General features: G+C 63.1%; 12 protein-coding genes and 1 pseudogene. 6 read left to right on the top strand and 7 right to left on the bottom strand.

Annotated features, from left to right (window positions below):
- Positions 1-172 precede the first annotated feature (172 nt).
- Entirely contained in the window at positions 173-850 is a 678-nt protein-coding gene (locus JZY06_RS08265) for a uracil-DNA glycosylase (RefSeq protein ID WP_207279084.1), read from the bottom strand.
- A 63-nt stretch (positions 851-913) separates the two neighbouring features.
- Positions 914-1,903 carry a thiamine-phosphate kinase gene (locus JZY06_RS08270; protein WP_207279085.1) on the bottom strand — a complete coding sequence of 330 codons (990 nt, stop codon included), beginning with the start codon at positions 1,901-1,903 and terminating at the stop codon, positions 914-916.
- A 337-nt stretch (positions 1,904-2,240) separates the two neighbouring features.
- Between JZY06_RS08270 and JZY06_RS08275 the strand changes: the two genes are divergently transcribed.
- The gene (locus JZY06_RS08275; RefSeq protein WP_207279086.1) at positions 2,241-3,239 is read left to right on the top strand and encodes a DUF3515 domain-containing protein; all 999 of its coding nucleotides are present in this window, start codon (positions 2,241-2,243) and stop codon (positions 3,237-3,239) included.
- 103 nt (positions 3,240-3,342) lie between these two features.
- On the opposite strand, the gene JZY06_RS08280 is transcribed toward JZY06_RS08275, so the two are convergent.
- Both JZY06_RS08280 and JZY06_RS08285 read right to left on the bottom strand, forming a co-directional pair.
- A complete protein-coding gene (locus JZY06_RS08280; RefSeq protein ID WP_207279087.1) occupies positions 3,343-4,437 on the bottom strand; it encodes a D-alanine--D-alanine ligase family protein in 1,095 nt (364 codons plus the stop codon).
- A 195-nt stretch (positions 4,438-4,632) separates the two neighbouring features.
- Positions 4,633-5,643: an NAD(P)H-dependent glycerol-3-phosphate dehydrogenase gene (locus JZY06_RS08285; protein WP_242516859.1), complete on the bottom strand. Its 1,011-nt coding sequence runs from the start codon at positions 5,641-5,643 to the stop codon at positions 4,633-4,635.
- Between the two features lie 457 nt (positions 5,644-6,100).
- On the opposite strand from JZY06_RS08285, the gene JZY06_RS08290 reads away from it, so the two are divergent.
- Complete coding sequence (locus tag JZY06_RS08290; RefSeq protein ID WP_207279088.1) at positions 6,101-7,093, top strand: NUDIX hydrolase; 993 nt, start codon at positions 6,101-6,103, stop codon at positions 7,091-7,093.
- Between the two features lie 228 nt (positions 7,094-7,321).
- On the opposite strand, the gene JZY06_RS08295 is transcribed toward JZY06_RS08290, so the two are convergent.
- The 3 genes from JZY06_RS08295 to leuC all read right to left on the bottom strand — a co-directional run bounded on the left by JZY06_RS08295 (position 7,322) and on the right by leuC (position 10,013).
- Positions 7,322-7,771 carry a hypothetical protein gene (locus JZY06_RS08295; RefSeq protein ID WP_207279089.1) on the bottom strand — a complete coding sequence of 150 codons (450 nt, stop codon included), beginning with the start codon at positions 7,769-7,771 and terminating at the stop codon, positions 7,322-7,324.
- A gap of 160 nt (positions 7,772-7,931) precedes the next feature.
- Positions 7,932-8,540, bottom strand: a complete 609-nt coding sequence (gene leuD / locus JZY06_RS08300; protein ID WP_207279090.1) for a 3-isopropylmalate dehydratase small subunit — start codon at positions 8,538-8,540, stop codon at positions 7,932-7,934.
- Between the two features lie 30 nt (positions 8,541-8,570).
- Positions 8,571-10,013 carry a 3-isopropylmalate dehydratase large subunit gene (gene leuC, locus JZY06_RS08305; protein ID WP_207279091.1) on the bottom strand — a complete coding sequence of 481 codons (1,443 nt, stop codon included), beginning with the start codon at positions 10,011-10,013 and terminating at the stop codon, positions 8,571-8,573.
- A gap of 426 nt (positions 10,014-10,439) precedes the next feature.
- Between leuC and JZY06_RS08310 the strand changes: the two genes are divergently transcribed.
- From JZY06_RS08310 to JZY06_RS12325, 4 genes and pseudogenes are all read left to right on the top strand, one after another.
- A complete protein-coding gene (locus tag JZY06_RS08310) occupies positions 10,440-11,168 on the top strand; it encodes an IclR family transcriptional regulator (protein ID WP_207279092.1) in 729 nt (242 codons plus the stop codon).
- Between the two features lie 205 nt (positions 11,169-11,373).
- Entirely contained in the window at positions 11,374-11,916 is a 543-nt protein-coding gene (locus tag JZY06_RS08315) for a DUF421 domain-containing protein (protein WP_207279093.1), read from the top strand.
- Positions 11,917-12,265: 349 nt separating this feature from the next.
- The gene (locus JZY06_RS08320; protein WP_207279094.1) at positions 12,266-15,244 is read left to right on the top strand and encodes a DEAD/DEAH box helicase; all 2,979 of its coding nucleotides are present in this window, start codon (positions 12,266-12,268) and stop codon (positions 15,242-15,244) included.
- A pseudogene (locus JZY06_RS12325) lies at positions 15,244-16,367 on the top strand (class I SAM-dependent DNA methyltransferase); the annotation flags it as partial. The gene JZY06_RS08320 and the pseudogene JZY06_RS12325, both read left to right, overlap by 1 nt.

Consider the following 16,367-nt stretch of genomic DNA (forward strand, 5'->3'; position numbering starts at 1 on the left):
CATGGTGTGGCTCATATTCGACCCGGTGTCGGCGTCAGGTACCGGAAACACGTTCAGGGCGTTGATTTCTTCCGACCGCAGCGCCAGTGTGTCCGCAGCCCGCCGGGCCCAGCGCAGCAGTGCGCCGCCGTCCAATGCCTGCGGATAGCTCATGTCGCCCAAGTCTAGACAGTCACAGCCGCCAGTCGATGGGCCGGGACCCCATTTGCTCCAGCAGCCGGTTGGTGCGGCTGAACGGTTTCGACCCGAAAAACCCGCGGTGGGCCGACAGCGGCGACGGGTGCGGGGAGCAGACCGCCGGGATATCGGGCATAAACTTCCTTGTCGCCTGGGCTTTGCTGCCCCACAGCACAGCCACCAGCGGCCTGTCGCGCCCGGCCAGCGCCCGGATGGCGCATTCGGTGACCTCTTCCCAGCCCTGCCCGCTGTGGCTGGCGGGTTTGCCGGGGCTGACTGAGAGCACCCGGTTGAAAAGCGCCACCCCTTTGTCGCACCAGCCGCTCAAATCACCGTGCTCGGGGGTCCCGATGCCCAGATCATCAGATAATTCCCGGTAGATGTTGACCAGGGAGCGCGGCAGCGGCCTGACATCCGGGGCCACGGAAAAAGCCAGCCCCATGGCGTGGCCCGGGGTGGGATAGGGGTCCTGGCCGACAATGAGGACTCTCACGTCGTCGAAGGGATAGGTGAACGCTTTCAGCACGTCGCTTCCGGCCGGCAGATAGCCGCGCCCGGCGGCGTTTTCGGCCCGCAGAAAATCCCCCAGGCGGGCAATGGTGCCGGCCACCGGTTCCAGCACCGGTTTCCAGCTGTCGTGGACGGGAAGATCCGCGGTGTGTGTTGTGCTCATTGGTGGTTTGTGCCTCACGGGAAAAGGTGGTGGTGGATAAACGGACGGCCGGCACAGGCGGTGTCATACGGCACCGAAGGATTCCCAGCCGCCGGTGTGGCGCGGCACCCGGCCGCCGACTGTGACCGGATACCGCCCCTGCCGCCGGCAGGTGCCGATCACCCGAAATCCCGTCACCGGGACGCTGCCGGACAACGCCAGCAGGGTGTGGTCTTCCCCGCCGGTGAGCACCCACTCCCACGGATCACGGTCCAGCAGCCGGGCGGCCCGGAGGAGCAGATCATCGGGGGCGATGGCATGCGGGTCAAGATCCAGCCGCACCCGGCTGCGCTGCGCGATCACGGTCAGATCATGGACCAGGCCGTCGGAGTTGTCGGTCATGGCCGTCGCCCCGGCGGCCCGGGCGACCATTCCCCGGCCGGGGGCCGGTTCGGGGCTGAGGTGCTGGCCGATGAGGGGAAGGAACTCTTCCGGGACATCCCCTGGCCCGAAGTGTTCCAGCAGCGCCATCCCGGCAGCCGACCAGCCGAGTTTCCCGCTGGCCAGTATCTGTTGCCCGGCTTCGGCGGCATCGAGCCGGGTGGCCGGAAGCGGCCCGGTCAACCTGCCGGTGGCGGTCATGGCGAGCATGAGGGTATCGCCCATGGTGACATCCCCGCCGACCAGTTCCATGTGGTAGAAATCCAGCCGCCTGCGGATCCCCCGGGCCACACCGGTGACGAAATCGAGGGGGGTGTGCCCCGGCAGGGTCATAGCCAGCAGCAGGGCATGCGGCCTGGCACCCATGGCTTCGATATCGGCGGCGTTTTGCACCACGGCTTTCGCCCCGATGTCTTCGGCGGACGACCAGTCGAGCCGGAAGTGCCGGCCAGCCACCAGGGCGTCGGTGGTCACCACCGTCAGCGAATTCGGGTTCGGCGGGTCCAGCACGGCCGCATCATCGCCGTTGATGGCCGAGGGCGCAACCCTGGTGATCGCCTCAATGGTGGCGCGTTCACCGGCTTGGGACACCGGCATCCCGCGGTAGCGGTCCGGAAATACTGTGGTGGTCATGGCTATGAAAAAACACCCATCAGCCGTGTGGCGGGGACAACCGACAACCGTCACCGGGGCACCGGGACGTTCCGTGCGGCCGGTTGCCGTTGTTTTTCTTTACCCCACCAACCTACCGGCTGCGGGCCGGGCGGGTGGGTTGTTGACTGCCCCGCGCGGACGGTGTGCTTTTGGACGGTGGGTTTTTTCCCGGCGGCACGTTTTCACCCGGCCGCCCCGCGGCCCGGCCCGCGCCCCCGGGCCTGTCCCCTCCTGCCCCGCCGGGGTGGGCGCACCGGCACGCCGCCCGCCGCCTGGGGTGGGTGAGGTGAAAAGCCGGTGGTTAGACTTGATGCCCATGAGCAACCCCGCCGATCACGCCACTGCTTCCCCCCAGCCGACCACCGCCCCGCCGGCCAACCGGCGGTGGGCTGTCATTGCCCTGGTGATCAGCATTATTTTTGTTCTCGCCTGCCTGGTGGGGGCGAAACTGGTCTACGACAACGAGCGCCTGGCGCCGGTCGGTGTCGCCTACTATCCGGCCCCCCATGCAGACGATGACCAGTGCAGCTCATTGATCACCGCGCTGCCGGAGGATATCGGCGATTTCACCCGGGTGCCGATCATCGATCCGGCTCCTGCCGGGGTGGCGGCTTTCGCCATGGATTCCACCACCCGTATCACGGTGCGCTGCGGGGTGGATATGCCGCTGCAGTACACGGAATTGTCCGACACGGTCGATACCGGGGCGATCACCTGGCTGGAGGTCACCGATCCCACCCCGGGCAGTGACCTGGCCAGTTACTACACCACCAACCGCTTCCCGGTGGTGGTTGTCACCACCACCGGCGCCCGGCAGCAGCAGTCCACCGGCCCGCTGACGGCGGTGGCCGGGGCAGCTGATGCGTTGTCCCCCACCGAGCAGGACACCCACCCGGTGCCGCTGTCGGATCTGCCGGCCGATGACACCCAGCCGATGCCGGTGTGCGACGCAGTCATTGATGCTCTGCCGGACACGCTCGGCGGGTCGGCCAACTACCGGCGGGTCGATGAGGCCACGCTCTCCCGGGCGGGGGTGCCCCAACCGGCGGCAGCCTGGGTCTCCCGCGGACTGGAACCGGTGGTGGTGCGCTGCGGGGTGGCCAACTCCCCCGCTGTTGTCCCCGGCGCCACCCTGCAGCAGGTCGATGACATCGCCTGGTTCCAGGACACGGTGCTCAACAACGGCACCACTTCCGGCACCTGGTATTCCCAGGGCCGCGACACCACGGTGGCCGCCAGTGTGCCGCAACCGGTGGCAGCCACCGTCATGCTGGAAATCTCCCAGGCAGTTGCCGCCACTACCGGGACACGCTGACCGCCCCCGCCCGACTGTCGGGCACAGGAAACCCGGCGTATAACGGCGTTGCCCTGTGTCCCCGGCGGTGACGGGGACACAGGGCAACGCACAGGGGGTTGTGCTACTGCCCGCCACCGCCCATGGCCCGCTGGATGAGGATGTCCAACAGCCGTTGGTAGTCGATTCCGGCGGCGGCCAGCACCTGCGGGTACATCGAGATCGGGGTGAAACCGGGCATGGTGTTGACTTCGTTGACCACCGGCCCGTTGCCGGTGAGGAAGAAATCGACCCGGGCCAGGCCTTCGCAGCCCAGCGCCCGGAAAGCCGCCAGCGCCATCTGTTTCAGCAGCCGGGTGTTGTCCTCACCGCAGGGGGCGGGAATGGTCGGGGTGACACTGCCGGCCAGGTATTTGGTCTCGAAACCGTAGAAACCTTCCGGGGAGTCGGTGGTTCCGCCCAGCTGGGCCGGCGGGGAGGCGAGCAGGGTGCCGTCCGGGTACTGCAGCACCCCCAGTTCCACTTCCGGTCCCGTGATCTGTGATTCGACCAGGACTTTGCTGTCTTCGGCGAAGGCGGTGGCCAGCGCCGCATCCAGGTCTTCCCAGCTGTCGACTTTGGACACCCCGATGGATGATCCGCCGTTGGCGGGTTTGACGTACACCGGCAGCCCGAGACGCTGTTTGTCCTTTTCGTCCAGGCTGTCACCGGGATGCACCACCACCTGCGGGGCGACCGCCAAACCGCTGGCCGAGAGAATCTTTTTGGTGTATTCCTTGTCCATTGCCACAGCCGACGCCAGCACCCCGCAGCCGACGTAGGGCACACCGGAGAGTTCAAACAGGCCCTGGATGGTGCCGTCTTCACCGTGGCGGCCGTGCAGGGCCGGGAAAATGCAGTCGACTTCCGCGTACAGCTGCCCGGCGTTGTCCCCGCCGACAAAGTGGAACTGTCCTTTCCGCTGCGGGGTTGTCGACAGCCTGATTTCCTCGCGGAGTTTCACCTGCGGCAGATAGTCGGCTGTCATGGTCAGCTCGGCGGCGTCTCTGGTGCCGGTGGTCCAGACACCGTCGGCGGTAATGGCCACCGGGATGACTTCGTAGCGTGCGGGGTCCAGATTGTCCATAATGGCCCGGCCGGTGACACAGGCCACCGAATGCTCGGAACTCATTCCCCCGTAGACGACAGCGATTCTTGCGCGTTTAGCCGATTCGGTCATAAGGCACCATTCTAGACCAGCCGCACACCCGCCCCGCCGCCACGACCCGCCGTCGCCTGGTGCCGTCACAGCCCCGGTGGTGTCCGCGGCACACACCACCGGCCCGCCCCCGGCACACCGGCTGGGACCTGAGCGGTGCACCAAACCCCGCGCCGACACACCGAGGACTCGAGCCGAGGGCGGCTGATGGTTGTTCTATTCCGCTTTCCGCGCCCGGCCCATCAGCGCCAGGATCATCTCGTCGACACCCATGTGTTCGTGGCAGACGGAAAACACCGCCTGGGTGATCGGCATGTCCACCCCGTGGGCGGTGGCAAGCGCATGAATCGACCGGGAGCTTTCCACCCCCTCGGCCACCTGCCCGTGGGTGGCGTTGGCGGCCTGCTCGACGGTGTCGCCCTTGCCGAGATGGAATCCGAAGGTGCGGTTGCGCGACAGTGGTGACGAACAGGTGGCCACCAGATCACCCAGGCCCGCCAGGCCGGAAAACGTATGCACATCAGCCCCCAATTCCACCCCCAGGCGCGATATTTCGGCCAGCCCCCGGGTGATCAGGGACGCCGCCGAATTTTCCCCCAGCCCTCTGCCGGAGGCCATACCGCAGGCCAGGGCCACCACGTTTTTGCAGGCCCCGCCGATCTCACAGCCGATGACATCGGTGTTGGTGTAGGGGCGGAAGTAGGGGGCGCCGACGGCCTGTTGCACGGTGACGGCCCGGTCCTCGTCCTCGCAGGCAATCACGGTGGCCGCCGGCTGGCCGAGCGCTATTTCCTTGGCCAGGTTCGGGCCCGACAGCACCGCGATCCGGTCACCGGTGACCCCGGTGACCTCCGCGATCAGCTGACTCATCCGCAGCCCGGTGTTTTTCTCGATGCCCTTGGCCAGGCTGAGCAGTGTGGCGTCAGCGGGAATGAACTTTTTCCAGTTCTCCAGATTTGTCCGCAGCGTCTGGCTGGGAACTGCCAGCACCACAATGTCGGCCCCGTCCAATGCCCTGCGGTGATCGGCTGTGGCGTTGACCAGCCGGGGGACAATCATGCCGGGAAGATAGTCCGGGTTTTCCCGGGTGATCTGGATGTGGGTGGCCACCTCCTGGCGCCGGGCCCACAAGGTGACGGGATTTCCCGCGTCGGCGAACACTTTCGCCAGGGTGGTTCCCCAGGACCCGGCCCCCATCACCGCGACCTGCGTCAGTGTCGTCGACATCGCGCACCACTTGTCCTTTCCTTCACTTTTCGGCTGTTCACCGATATAGACCTTTTCGGCACCTGCCCGCCGCCGGGCCTGGGGCAAGCAGTGCCGGGCGTATCATCCCGTCCCGCCGCCGCGCGGCCGGCGGGTGGTGCCACCAGTTGTCTTCAACGCTACGCACCAACCGGGGGTGCGCGCATCCGGTTGCCGCACCAGGGCTCTCCCCCGGCAGCTCGCCGCGGGGGAAGCTTGCGCTCCGAAACCGGGTTGGTGGTCTGGCTCCCCGGGGATGGGACCGCGGCCGGTATGGTGGTCACCAGTGACCGGACACAGCACAGCCAACCGACCGGGCCGCCCGGCGTCGCGGGTTTTTCCTTCCCGCGCCCCGGCAGCGTTGTGCCGGCGGCCCGGGATGTGAGACCACCGACGATCCCCACGTTTATCCGACGTTAGGCGGGAAGAGAACAAAACCATGGCGAAAAAAGCGACAGAACAAACCAAAGACGCCACCTCCGCTTTCGCGTTGACCGGACGCTACCAGCAGATTCCGCCGAATCCCGCACAGCAGGTCAAGCGTTCCACCCTGGCGGCCGGCGCGGTGATTGTCCGCGACGACCCGCATGGCGCGCGGCAGTTCGCCATTATCCACCGCCCCCACTACGACGATTGGTCGCTGGCCAAAGGCAAAGTTGATCCGGGGGAATCGATACCGGTGACCGCGGCGCGGGAAATCCGGGAGGAAACCGGACTTGCGGTGCGCCTGGGCAAACTGGTCGGGCAGGTCTCCTACCCGGTGGCCGGACGCACCAAAATCGTCTACTACTTCACCGCCACCCCCACCGGTGGTGGGTTTGCCGCGAACAAGGAAGTCGACGAGCTGGTGTGGCTGGACAAACAGCAGGCCCTGGAGCGGCTGTCCTACGATGTTGACCGGCAGGTGCTTCAAAAAGCCGACAAACGCCTCAACCTGGACGACCAGAAGCGGCTGATTCTTGTCCGCCATGCCCACGCCTTTGCCCGCCGCACCTGGTCGGGCAACGACAATAAACGCCCGCTGGATAAAAAAGGCATCCGCCAGGCCAGCCTGCTGCCCGACATGCTGGAGCTTTTCGGACCGACGGCGGTCTATTCGGCCGAACCGGACCGGTGTGTGCACACCGCCGGCCCGATCGCCGAACGCCTGGGGGTGGATGTCACCGTCGACCGGATGCTCGGCGATGCCGGCTGGCTGGAATCCATGACGAAGGTCAAAGCCCGCTTCCGGGAGATTCTTGCCACCGAGGACACACCGGTGGTGGTCTCCCAGGGGCTGCTGATGCCCGAATACATCGCCTGGCTGTCGGCCACCGGCACCCTGCCGCTGGAGGAGATACGCTGCAAAAAAGCCGGTGCCTGGATTCTCACCTTCTCCCGGGGCCAGCTGGCCGGGGCGGACTACCTGGCTTCCCCGCTGCCGGTGAAATAACAGGACACACCCGCCCGCGCAACACCCGCGGAACACGCCCCGGACGCCGGCGTGCCCGGGCCGGGACGGCACCGGCACCAGCAGCCAGGACACCGTGGCAAACCGACGCTGTTGCCGAACACCAGCCCTCCCAGGGGCGTGGCCCGGTCAGCCACGTGGGCAGTGAACCGGCCGTCAGGGCACGGGATAGCGCCCGGTCAGGGTCTTTCCGGCTGCCTGTTTTACATGTCAGTGCTGTGTCTCGTCGTCGTCCGCGCTGTAGGTGGCCGGATGGTGGTGGGAATTGTCGTCGACCCACATGCGGTTGTGGCGGGCCGGAAGCCCCAGTACGCCGCGGGCGACGGCAGAGGCTGCAAGATTGTGTTTGACCGCCACAAACAGCATGGCGAAGGCCGCCAGTGCGGGCACCAGGAACAGCGGGTAGACCACGGAGACAAACGACAGGGCTATCTCGCCGACAGCGGCCGCTAGAGCAATCGCCGCTGACACAGCCGGGTACCGGGCCGTGGCGGTGGTCGCCTCCACCCAGGCCTCCGGGCTGGCGGTGGTATCCGGGTTGACCGGGCCGCCGGTCGCCCTGACAGGCAGGGCGCCTTTTTTCGACAGCCGGAAAATTCGGGCGTAGAAGATGGCCAGTGCCACAAACACGGCACAAAACATCACGGCTGAAGCAAACATGGTTGACTCAACGATCTTTCCGGTTCTTCGGTGGCCGGGCGGCCACCCTACACCCCCGGGCGGTGACGGGAGGGCCGTGGCTGGGTGTTGTTGAAAAAAACTGCCGCGCCGGCCCGCCACGGGCAGGGGTTGGGTTCCCATGGCACGCTACCACCGGCTGTCAGCTGTGGTGTTGCCCGGCCGGTGTGGTGACCGGATAAAACGGTTGTCTTTTGTTCTCGTAGGCGCTGATCGCCTCTTCGTCGCGCAGCGTCAGCCCGATATCGTCCAAACCTTCCATCAGCCGCCACCGGGTGTAGTCGTCGACATCGAAATCGAAACGTTCCCCGCCGGCGGTGACGGTCCGGGTGTCAAGATCCACGGTCAGCTCCAGCCCCGGGGTGCGCTGCAGCAGGGAAAAAAGCCTGTCGGCTGTGTGTTCACTGATCACCCCGGCCAGCAGACCGTTTTTCCCGGCGTTACCGCGGAAAATATCGCCGAACCTGGGCGACAGCACGACTTTGAAGCCGTAGTCGGTCAACGCCCAGACGGCGTGTTCGCGTGAGGATCCGGTTCCGAAATCCTCCCCCGCCACCAGGATGGTGCCTCGGCAGTAGGGCTGTGTGTTCAAAATGAAGTCCGGATCTTTGCGCCAGGTTTCAAACAGGGCGTCTTCAAATCCGGTGCGGGTGACCCTTTTCAGGTACACGGCGGGCAGTATCTGGTCGGTGTCGATGTTGGTGTACGGCAGGGGAACCCCGATGCCGGTGACTGTGGTGATCGGCTGCATGGACAATCGTTTCTTCTTCGTCGGGTTGTTCTACAGGTCGGCCGGGGTGGCGATGTGCCCGGCAACGGCGGTGGCGGCGGCAGTGGCCGGGCTGACCAGGTGGGTGCGCCCGCCGGGGCCCTGCCGGCCCTCGAAGTTGCGGTTGGAGGTTGATGCCGCCCGCTGCCCGGGGACAAGTTTGTCCGGGTTCATCGCCAGACACATCGAGCATCCGGGCAGCCGCCACTCGGCCCCGGCGGCGGTGAAAATGGCGTCCAGGCCTTCTTTTTCGGCTTGTTCGGCCACCCGGGCGCTTCCCGGAACCACCATCATGCGCAGCCCCTCGGCGACTTTTTTGCCCTCCATGATTGCCGCCGCGGTGCGCAGATCCTCGATCCGGCCGTTGGTGCAGGAGCCGAGAAACACCGTGTCGACGGGAATGGATTTCAGTGGCGTGCCCGGGGTGAGATCCATGTATTTCAGGGCTTTGGCGCAGGCGTCACGCTCCGCCGGATCGGTGAAGTTCTCCGGTGACGGCACACAGGCATCAATCGGCAGCCCCTGCCCGGGGTTGGTTCCCCAGGTGACATGGGGCTGCAGGGCTGAGCCGTCGATGACCACCTCCCGGTCGAAGACTGCCCCGTCGTCGGTGCGAAGCGAACGCCAGTAGTCAACCGCCTTGTCCCACAGCTTTCCTTTCGGTGCATGGGGGCGGTCTTTCAGATAGGTGAAGGTGGTGTCATCGGGGGCGATCATGCCTGCCCGGGCGCCGGCCTCAATCGACATGTTGCACACTGTCATCCGGGCTTCCATCGACAGGTTTTCAATGGCCTGGCCACGGTATTCGATAATGTGGCCCTGCCCGCCGCCGGTACCGATCTCGGCGATGACAGCCAAAATCAGGTCTTTGGCGCTGACCCCTTCGGCCAGCCGGCCGGTCACGGTGACCGACATGGTTTTAAACGGCTGCAGGGCAAGGGTTTGGGTGGCCAGCACATGCTCGACCTCCGAGGTACCGATACCGAAGGCAATCGCCCCGAAAGCCCCGTGGGTGGAGGTGTGGGAGTCCCCGCACACCACCGTCATCCCCGGTTGGGTCAAACCCAGCTGCGGGCCGACCACATGGACAATGCCCTGGTCGATGTCACCCATGGGGAAAATACGCACCCCGAATTCGGCGCAGTTTCTGCGCAGCGTGTCCACCTGTGTCCGGCTGACCAGATCGACGATCTCCTCCACCCCGCCGCTGACGATGCCCTCGGTGGGCACATTGTGGTCTTCGGTGGCCACGGTCAGCTCCGGGCGGCGGATGGTCCGCCCGGCAAGCCGCAGGCCCTCGAACGCCTGCGGGCTGGTGACCTCGTGGAGAAGATGCAGATCAATGTAGACCAGATCCGGCCCACCGTTGTCGCCGTGGGTGACCAGATGGGCGTTCCACACTTTTTCCGCCAGGGTCAACGGTCGTGGGGGCGTGGACTGGGTGTGTTCCTCCATAGGGGGCGCCGCCTTTGCAGGGTTTTTTCGTCAATGGGTGAATATTTTTCAAAATACAAAGCAGTCAGAGTCATCTCCCGCCGATACCCGGCACCCGGGCAACAAGACCACCTGCCACCCGTCACAATCCGGCACACAGCCGGCGGCGGTGAGCTGCACCTGCCCCACCGGGGCACCGGCACGATGGCGGTGTCGTCCGCGCCGGGGGCACACCCGGACACAGTCCCCTTGTTTTTTTAAAAGCTGGTTGCCGGGTACAACAACCTGCGGGGGCTGGTGGGGACAGCCGGGTAATTTTAAAAAACACAACACCGTTGGCGCGGGCGACACCCGGTGACACGGACTCCGCCGGGTTGAAAAAGACCCGGGCCGGGACGGGACACCAAGAATTGGCAATCTCACTATTTGGAATGCTAGTATCGCAGTATGGGACAGTATAGCGCACCGTCATCCACACCGACGAGCGGCATCAAGGTTTTGGACCGGGCTGTGGTCATTCTCACCACCGTGGCGGAACGGCCGCATTCGTTGGCGGAGCTTTGCCAGCACACCGGCCTTCCCCGCGCCACCGCCCACCGGTTGGCCACCGCCCTGGAGGTGCACCGGTTTTTGGCCCGGACTTCTGAGGGAAAATGGTGTGTCGGGGATGCGTTGACCGCCCTGGGGTCGCGCGCCGGCGACAAACTCGTTGACGCCGCCAGTCCCATTATGACCGCTTTGATGGAATCAACCGGTGAATCAGTCCAGCTGTACCGGTTGACCGGCACCAGCAGAACCTGCATCGCCTCCCTGGAGCCGCCCAGCGGCCTGCAGAACACTGTCCCCATCGGTGCCCGCATGGAACTGACCGCCGGTTCCGCGGCCAAGGTATTTCTGGCCTGGGCACCCGAGCAGCTCAAAGCGGTGATTATGCCGCAGGCGTCATTTACCGAGCGGGATTTGGGCGAGGTCCGTGCCTGCGGGTGGGCTGATTCGGTGGCTGAACGCGAACGGGGCCTGGCCAGTCTGTCGGCCCCGGTATTCGAACAGCAGTCCATGGTCGCGGCCCTGTCGATCAGTGGCCCGGCGGAAAGACTGGCCCCCTCCCCCGGCGCCCGCTGGGGCGCGGAGCTGACCGCCGCCGCCAACAGGCTCACCGATGCGCTCAACCGGTAGCCGCTGAAGGTTTGTGCCTTTTCAGCCGCGACATACTGTTCGGACACAAGCTTCACAACCTGTGGAAAACACTTTTGTCCCGGTGTTGTTGCAGCCCTGAACCACCCTGCCACCAGCAAAATCCCCTGCCCTGATCGGCCCACCGAACTTTGTTGGACGACCCCGGATACCGGCGTGACGCACACTGTCAGCCATACTGCACGGCATGTGGTATTCCGGTCTCGATCCTCTTATCCGAATCGTTCTCGTCGGATCCGCCAGCTATGTCACCCTGCTGATTATGCTGCGGATTTCCGGCGCCCGCTCACTGGCGAAATTCAATGCCTTCGATTTCGCGGTGACTGTTGCCGTCGGCTCCATGCTGGCCAGTGCCGTGACCTCCACCGATCTGGCATATGTCTCCGGGGTGGTGGCCATCGCCATGATGCTGGTGCTGCAGTATGTGGTGGCCAAGGTCATCCGCACCAACCACACCGCCCGTAACCTGGTGACCGCCACACCGATCGTGCTGGTCAAAGACGGCCGCCTGATTGAGGAAGGCCTGAAACGCTCCCGCCTCGGCAAAGCCGACGTCAACCAGGCCGCCCGCCAGGCAGGCCACGGCTCTTTCGAATCGATCGGGGCGATGATCCTGGAAACCGACGGCACCATGTCCACGATCGCCAAAGACTCCATGGGCAACGCCGATGCCCTTGACGATTTGGATACCGGCTCCTGGACTGTGGCCGAAGGCCCACAGCGCACCTAGAGCAACCGACCCGCGCCGTTTCCGGGTGTAAAACCCGCCCTTCATCAAGCCCACCGGCCCTGTCTGTCGACAGTTCTGCCCGGTCGCCCACGCCCCAAGCTGATTTTCACCACCACCTTCCAGGCTCTGCGGACCCGCTCACGCAACCGGGGTGAGTCTCGCCCGCAATCGAAAGCCGACGAACAGTACAACGCCGATAGTTCTTCCATTTCAAACATTCCTCGTTTGAAAAAAGTGCCGATCCGAAAAAGCCGCCCACTGTGCCACGTTAATAATCTCCAGCATCTGCATATGCGGCGATTTTGAACATCGATCTACTTGGCCCCGGCGCTGTTGATAATCTCGGAATATGTCTCAGCTTCCGGAAAGGTCTTCAACCGCCACTGTTTCCGACAGTGACGGCGAGTTCGTTATCGGTATGACCGTGTCATGCCGTGACGAAGAATGGGCCATCACATCGGTAACGCGCACCACCAACGGATGGAAGCTTAGGGTTCGGGGATTAACCGAATACGTCCGCGACCAGCAGGCGGTGTTCTACACGGCCATCGACAAGGTGACGGTCTTCGATCCGAAACTGGTGACTCCCCGAATCGATACGTCGCCGAAGTTCCGGCATGCCCGGCTGTGGGTGGAAACGATGATGCGGCAAACCCCGGTGCCGCTGTACCAACCTGAGCTGACAGTTGCCGACCGCATGTTGGCCGATCCGCTGGATTATCAGCTGGCGGCGGTACGCAAAGCGCTTGATCCGGAAAATATCCGCCCCCGAATTTTGCTGGCGGATGCTGTGGGACTGGGTAAAACCCTGGAGATCGGCATGATTATCGCCGAACTTGTTCGCCGCGGCCGGGGAAACCGCATACTTGTGGTCACCCCGAAGCATGTGATGGACCAGTTCCAGAACGAGCTGTGGTCCCGTTTCGCGCTTCCTCTGGTGCGTTTGGACAGCACCGGTGTGGCGCGCATCAGGCAGCTGCTTCCCGCATCGCGCAACCCCTTCACCTATTTCCCGCGGGTGATCGTGTCAATCGACACCCTCAAGTCCGCCAAGTTCCGGGCACAGCTGGAAAAAGTGCGGTGGGACATTGTGGTCATCGATGAAATCCACAACGCCACCAACCCCGGCACACAGAACAATGATCTGGCCCGCACCCTGGCGCCGAAAACAGAGGCACTGATTCTGGCCTCGGCCACACCGCACAACGGTGATCCGGAGTCGTTCAAAGAGATTCTCAGGCTTTTGGATCCCACTTCGGTTCTTCCCGACAAGACCGTCGACAGGGAGGCTGTGAAGCGGTTGATCATCAGACGGCACCGCCACTCCCCTGAGGTTTCTTCTGTGGTGGGCGACAAGTGGGCGGAACGCGCTGAGCCGGTCAATATTCTGGTGGCAGCATCACCGGAGGAAAATGCTGTCGCCAGAGAAATCCGTGACACCTGGATTCACCCCGCGAACGGAAGTGCACCATGTGCGGACAGACTTTTTCCGTGGACACTGGTCAAGGCGTATCTGTCCTCGCCGGCTGCACTCAACGAATCACTGGACAACCGGAATAACCGGCTGGTCAAGTCGGACAAGCCAGACCAGGAACGTGAACTTGAGTATCTGCGGCATCTTCGGGCGTTGTCGGAGAAAGTCACCACGAAACGCTCCGCCAAATACAACCGTCTGGTGGACTATCTCAAAGACATCGGAATTGGTCAGCGTTCAAAGAAGCGCGTGGTGGTGTTCTCCGAGCGCGTCGCCACCTTGAACTGGTTGAAGGAAAACCTGAAAAAGGACCTGAAGCTGAAAAAAGACGCTGTCACGGTCATGCATGGTGGGTTGACCGACCAGGAACAGCTGAAGCTGATCGACGAATTCAAACGCTCTGATTCGAATATCCGGGTCTTCATCACCGGTGATGTGGCCAGTGAAGGTGTGAACCTTCATGCACAGTGCCATGACATGGTTCACTACGACATTCCGTGGTCACTGATCCGTATCCAACAGCGCAACGGCCGAATCGACCGCTACGGGCAATCCGAGCCACCGGTCATTGCCACCCTGCTGCTTGATCCACAGGATGACGCCTCCCCCGGCGAATTGCATGTTCTGGAACGCCTGGTGCAGCGTGAGCGTGAAGCCCATGACATGCTCGGCGATGCTGCAGGGCTGATGGGCCAGTACTCGGAAGCCAAGGAAGAAGACCAGATCAGAAAAGTACTGGCCGGTTCCAAAGACTTCGACGAAGTGGTCGCCGATCCCCAGGAAGTCAAAGATGCAGGTGCCGGTTTCTTTGCCGGTGGGGACTCCGGTTTTTCCGATGAGTTCGCTGCCTTGCTGGCCAGCTTCGATTCCGATGACGACAGTTTTGTCGATCCTCAGTCGTTTGGTTTCACCGATGACGACGAAGACGACGTGGACGGCACCGGATCAGCCAAACAATTCACCTCGTCGCTCTACAACCACGAACTCGACTACTTGAATGATGCGCTCTACGAGGCTTTCGGCAATGTGCCGAAAAATCCCCCGAAAGCCGGTGGCGTGGGCTTTACCGTCAACAGCAACAGCACGGCAGGTCTTATTCCACCGCCTGATCTGCAGCGGAAGCTGAAGTTCCTGCCGCAGGACTACGTCAAGGACCGCAAAGTCGATGAAGAGCTGATTCTGGCAACTGATCCTTACCGCGGCAATGAGTCTCTCAACGAAGCCCGGGAGGGAATGTCCCACACCACCTGGCCCGCAGCCCATTATTTGGGCCCACTGCACCCGGTGCTTGATTGGGCGGCCGACAGAGCTCTTGCCTCCATGGGTAAAAGGGAAATCCCCGTGGTGTCGGGAACCGTGGAATCACCCACGGCGGTTGTGCTGGCGACCCTGATGAACAAGCGCGGTCAGGTGGTGGGACTGTCGACATTGACAGTCTCGACGAACTTGCTGGATCTGCTCGATACCGAGGTACAGCCCAATATTTTCGATTGGCTGGACAACCACGGTCTGGGTGATGACGCCATCAACCCGAACAATCTTGAGCTTCCTGACAACGCCCAGGACTTTATCCGGGAGGCGGTTGTCACAGCCCAGGAGGAACTGAGCACGGTGATGGTGGCGGCCAAACAAAATGCCCAGGAACAGATCAACACATGGTCAAAACGTGCCGATGCCTGGGAATCACAGCGAAAGGAAAGCCGTGGCACGCGGACTTTGTTCCGCAGTGATGAGCTGCTGGCGGGTGAGCGCCAATTGGCTGAGGCTCTGCGGCCGACCGACAATATTCTTATCCGACCGATGCTTCTTGTTCTCCCGGCGCACGTTGATTCGTCCGAGGAAGGTGCCCTGTAATGGCTGCGTTTGATTCGATTGTCAATGTTGATGAGTGGATCAGCGACCACTATTTGACCACCGATGACAAAGGGGCGTCGTTCACCAAACGGGTTAAAGCGTGTGTCAAAGACTGGAAAACCGGCTCTGGTGAGTTTGCTGGCGGTGATCCGTGGGAGCGGTTCAAAGCCCACCGGGGTGCGATTCAGAGGCTTCTGGCTGAGTTATCGATTGAGATTAACCGCACAGATGAGTCGAGTCCGCAGGTTCTCCAGCTGGTGGATGCGTGTCACACGATAATCCGTGAGGCACTGGGCTATGCACCGGCTACAGAAGTGTCCCAGGCACACGGGTCGACCACAATGGGTTTCACCGGATCATCCACCCCGAACAGTGGGCTGGTCACCATTGATGCCCTTCCGGTCGATGACATGGAAGACTTGGTTAAAACCACGCCCCGACAGGGGCTTAAAACTTGGACGGCCGGTAAACAGGATTCAGCGAAAAGCACCGAATGGACGACCGGAAAACTGGTCGGCGAGCTATTCCTGGCCGATAACCCGTCGGCATACATCGTCGTGTTCGCCGGTTCCTGGATTCTTTTGGCCGAACGGGAATCCTGGCCGCTGGGGCGCTATCTCGCGATTGATATCCGTCTGGCTGTTGACCGCAACGACCAGCAATCCGCCGGTGAACTGCAAAGAATTGTCACTGCCCTTGCCCGGGAGAATACTTCCCGTGCGGCTGACGGCACCACCTGGTGGGATGGCACGATCAACGAGTCCCGTGAACATGCAGTAAAGGTATCCGAGGAACTGCGTGGCGCGGTCAAACAATCCATCGAGATCATCGGCAATGATGTGCTGACCCGCTACCGGCAGCAGAATAAACACGACCAGCTCGAAGCACTTGACGGCAACGAGTTGGCGAAGCAGGCTCTGCGGTATCTCTACCGGATTCTGTTTCTTCTGTTTGCCGAAGCACGCCCCGAGCTGAACATTCTTCCCACCGGTGCCCCGGAATACGATGAGGGCTACGGACTGTCACGTCTGCGTGATCTGGTGCTGTCCCCGCCGGAGTCATATGCCGCCAAACAAGGCACCCATTTATACGAGTCGATGCAGGTCTTATTCGACCTGGTCAA

It is taken from the genome of Corynebacterium mendelii (assembly GCF_017307055.1).
GTDB classification, from domain to species: Bacteria; Actinomycetota; Actinomycetes; order Mycobacteriales; family Mycobacteriaceae; genus Corynebacterium; species Corynebacterium mendelii.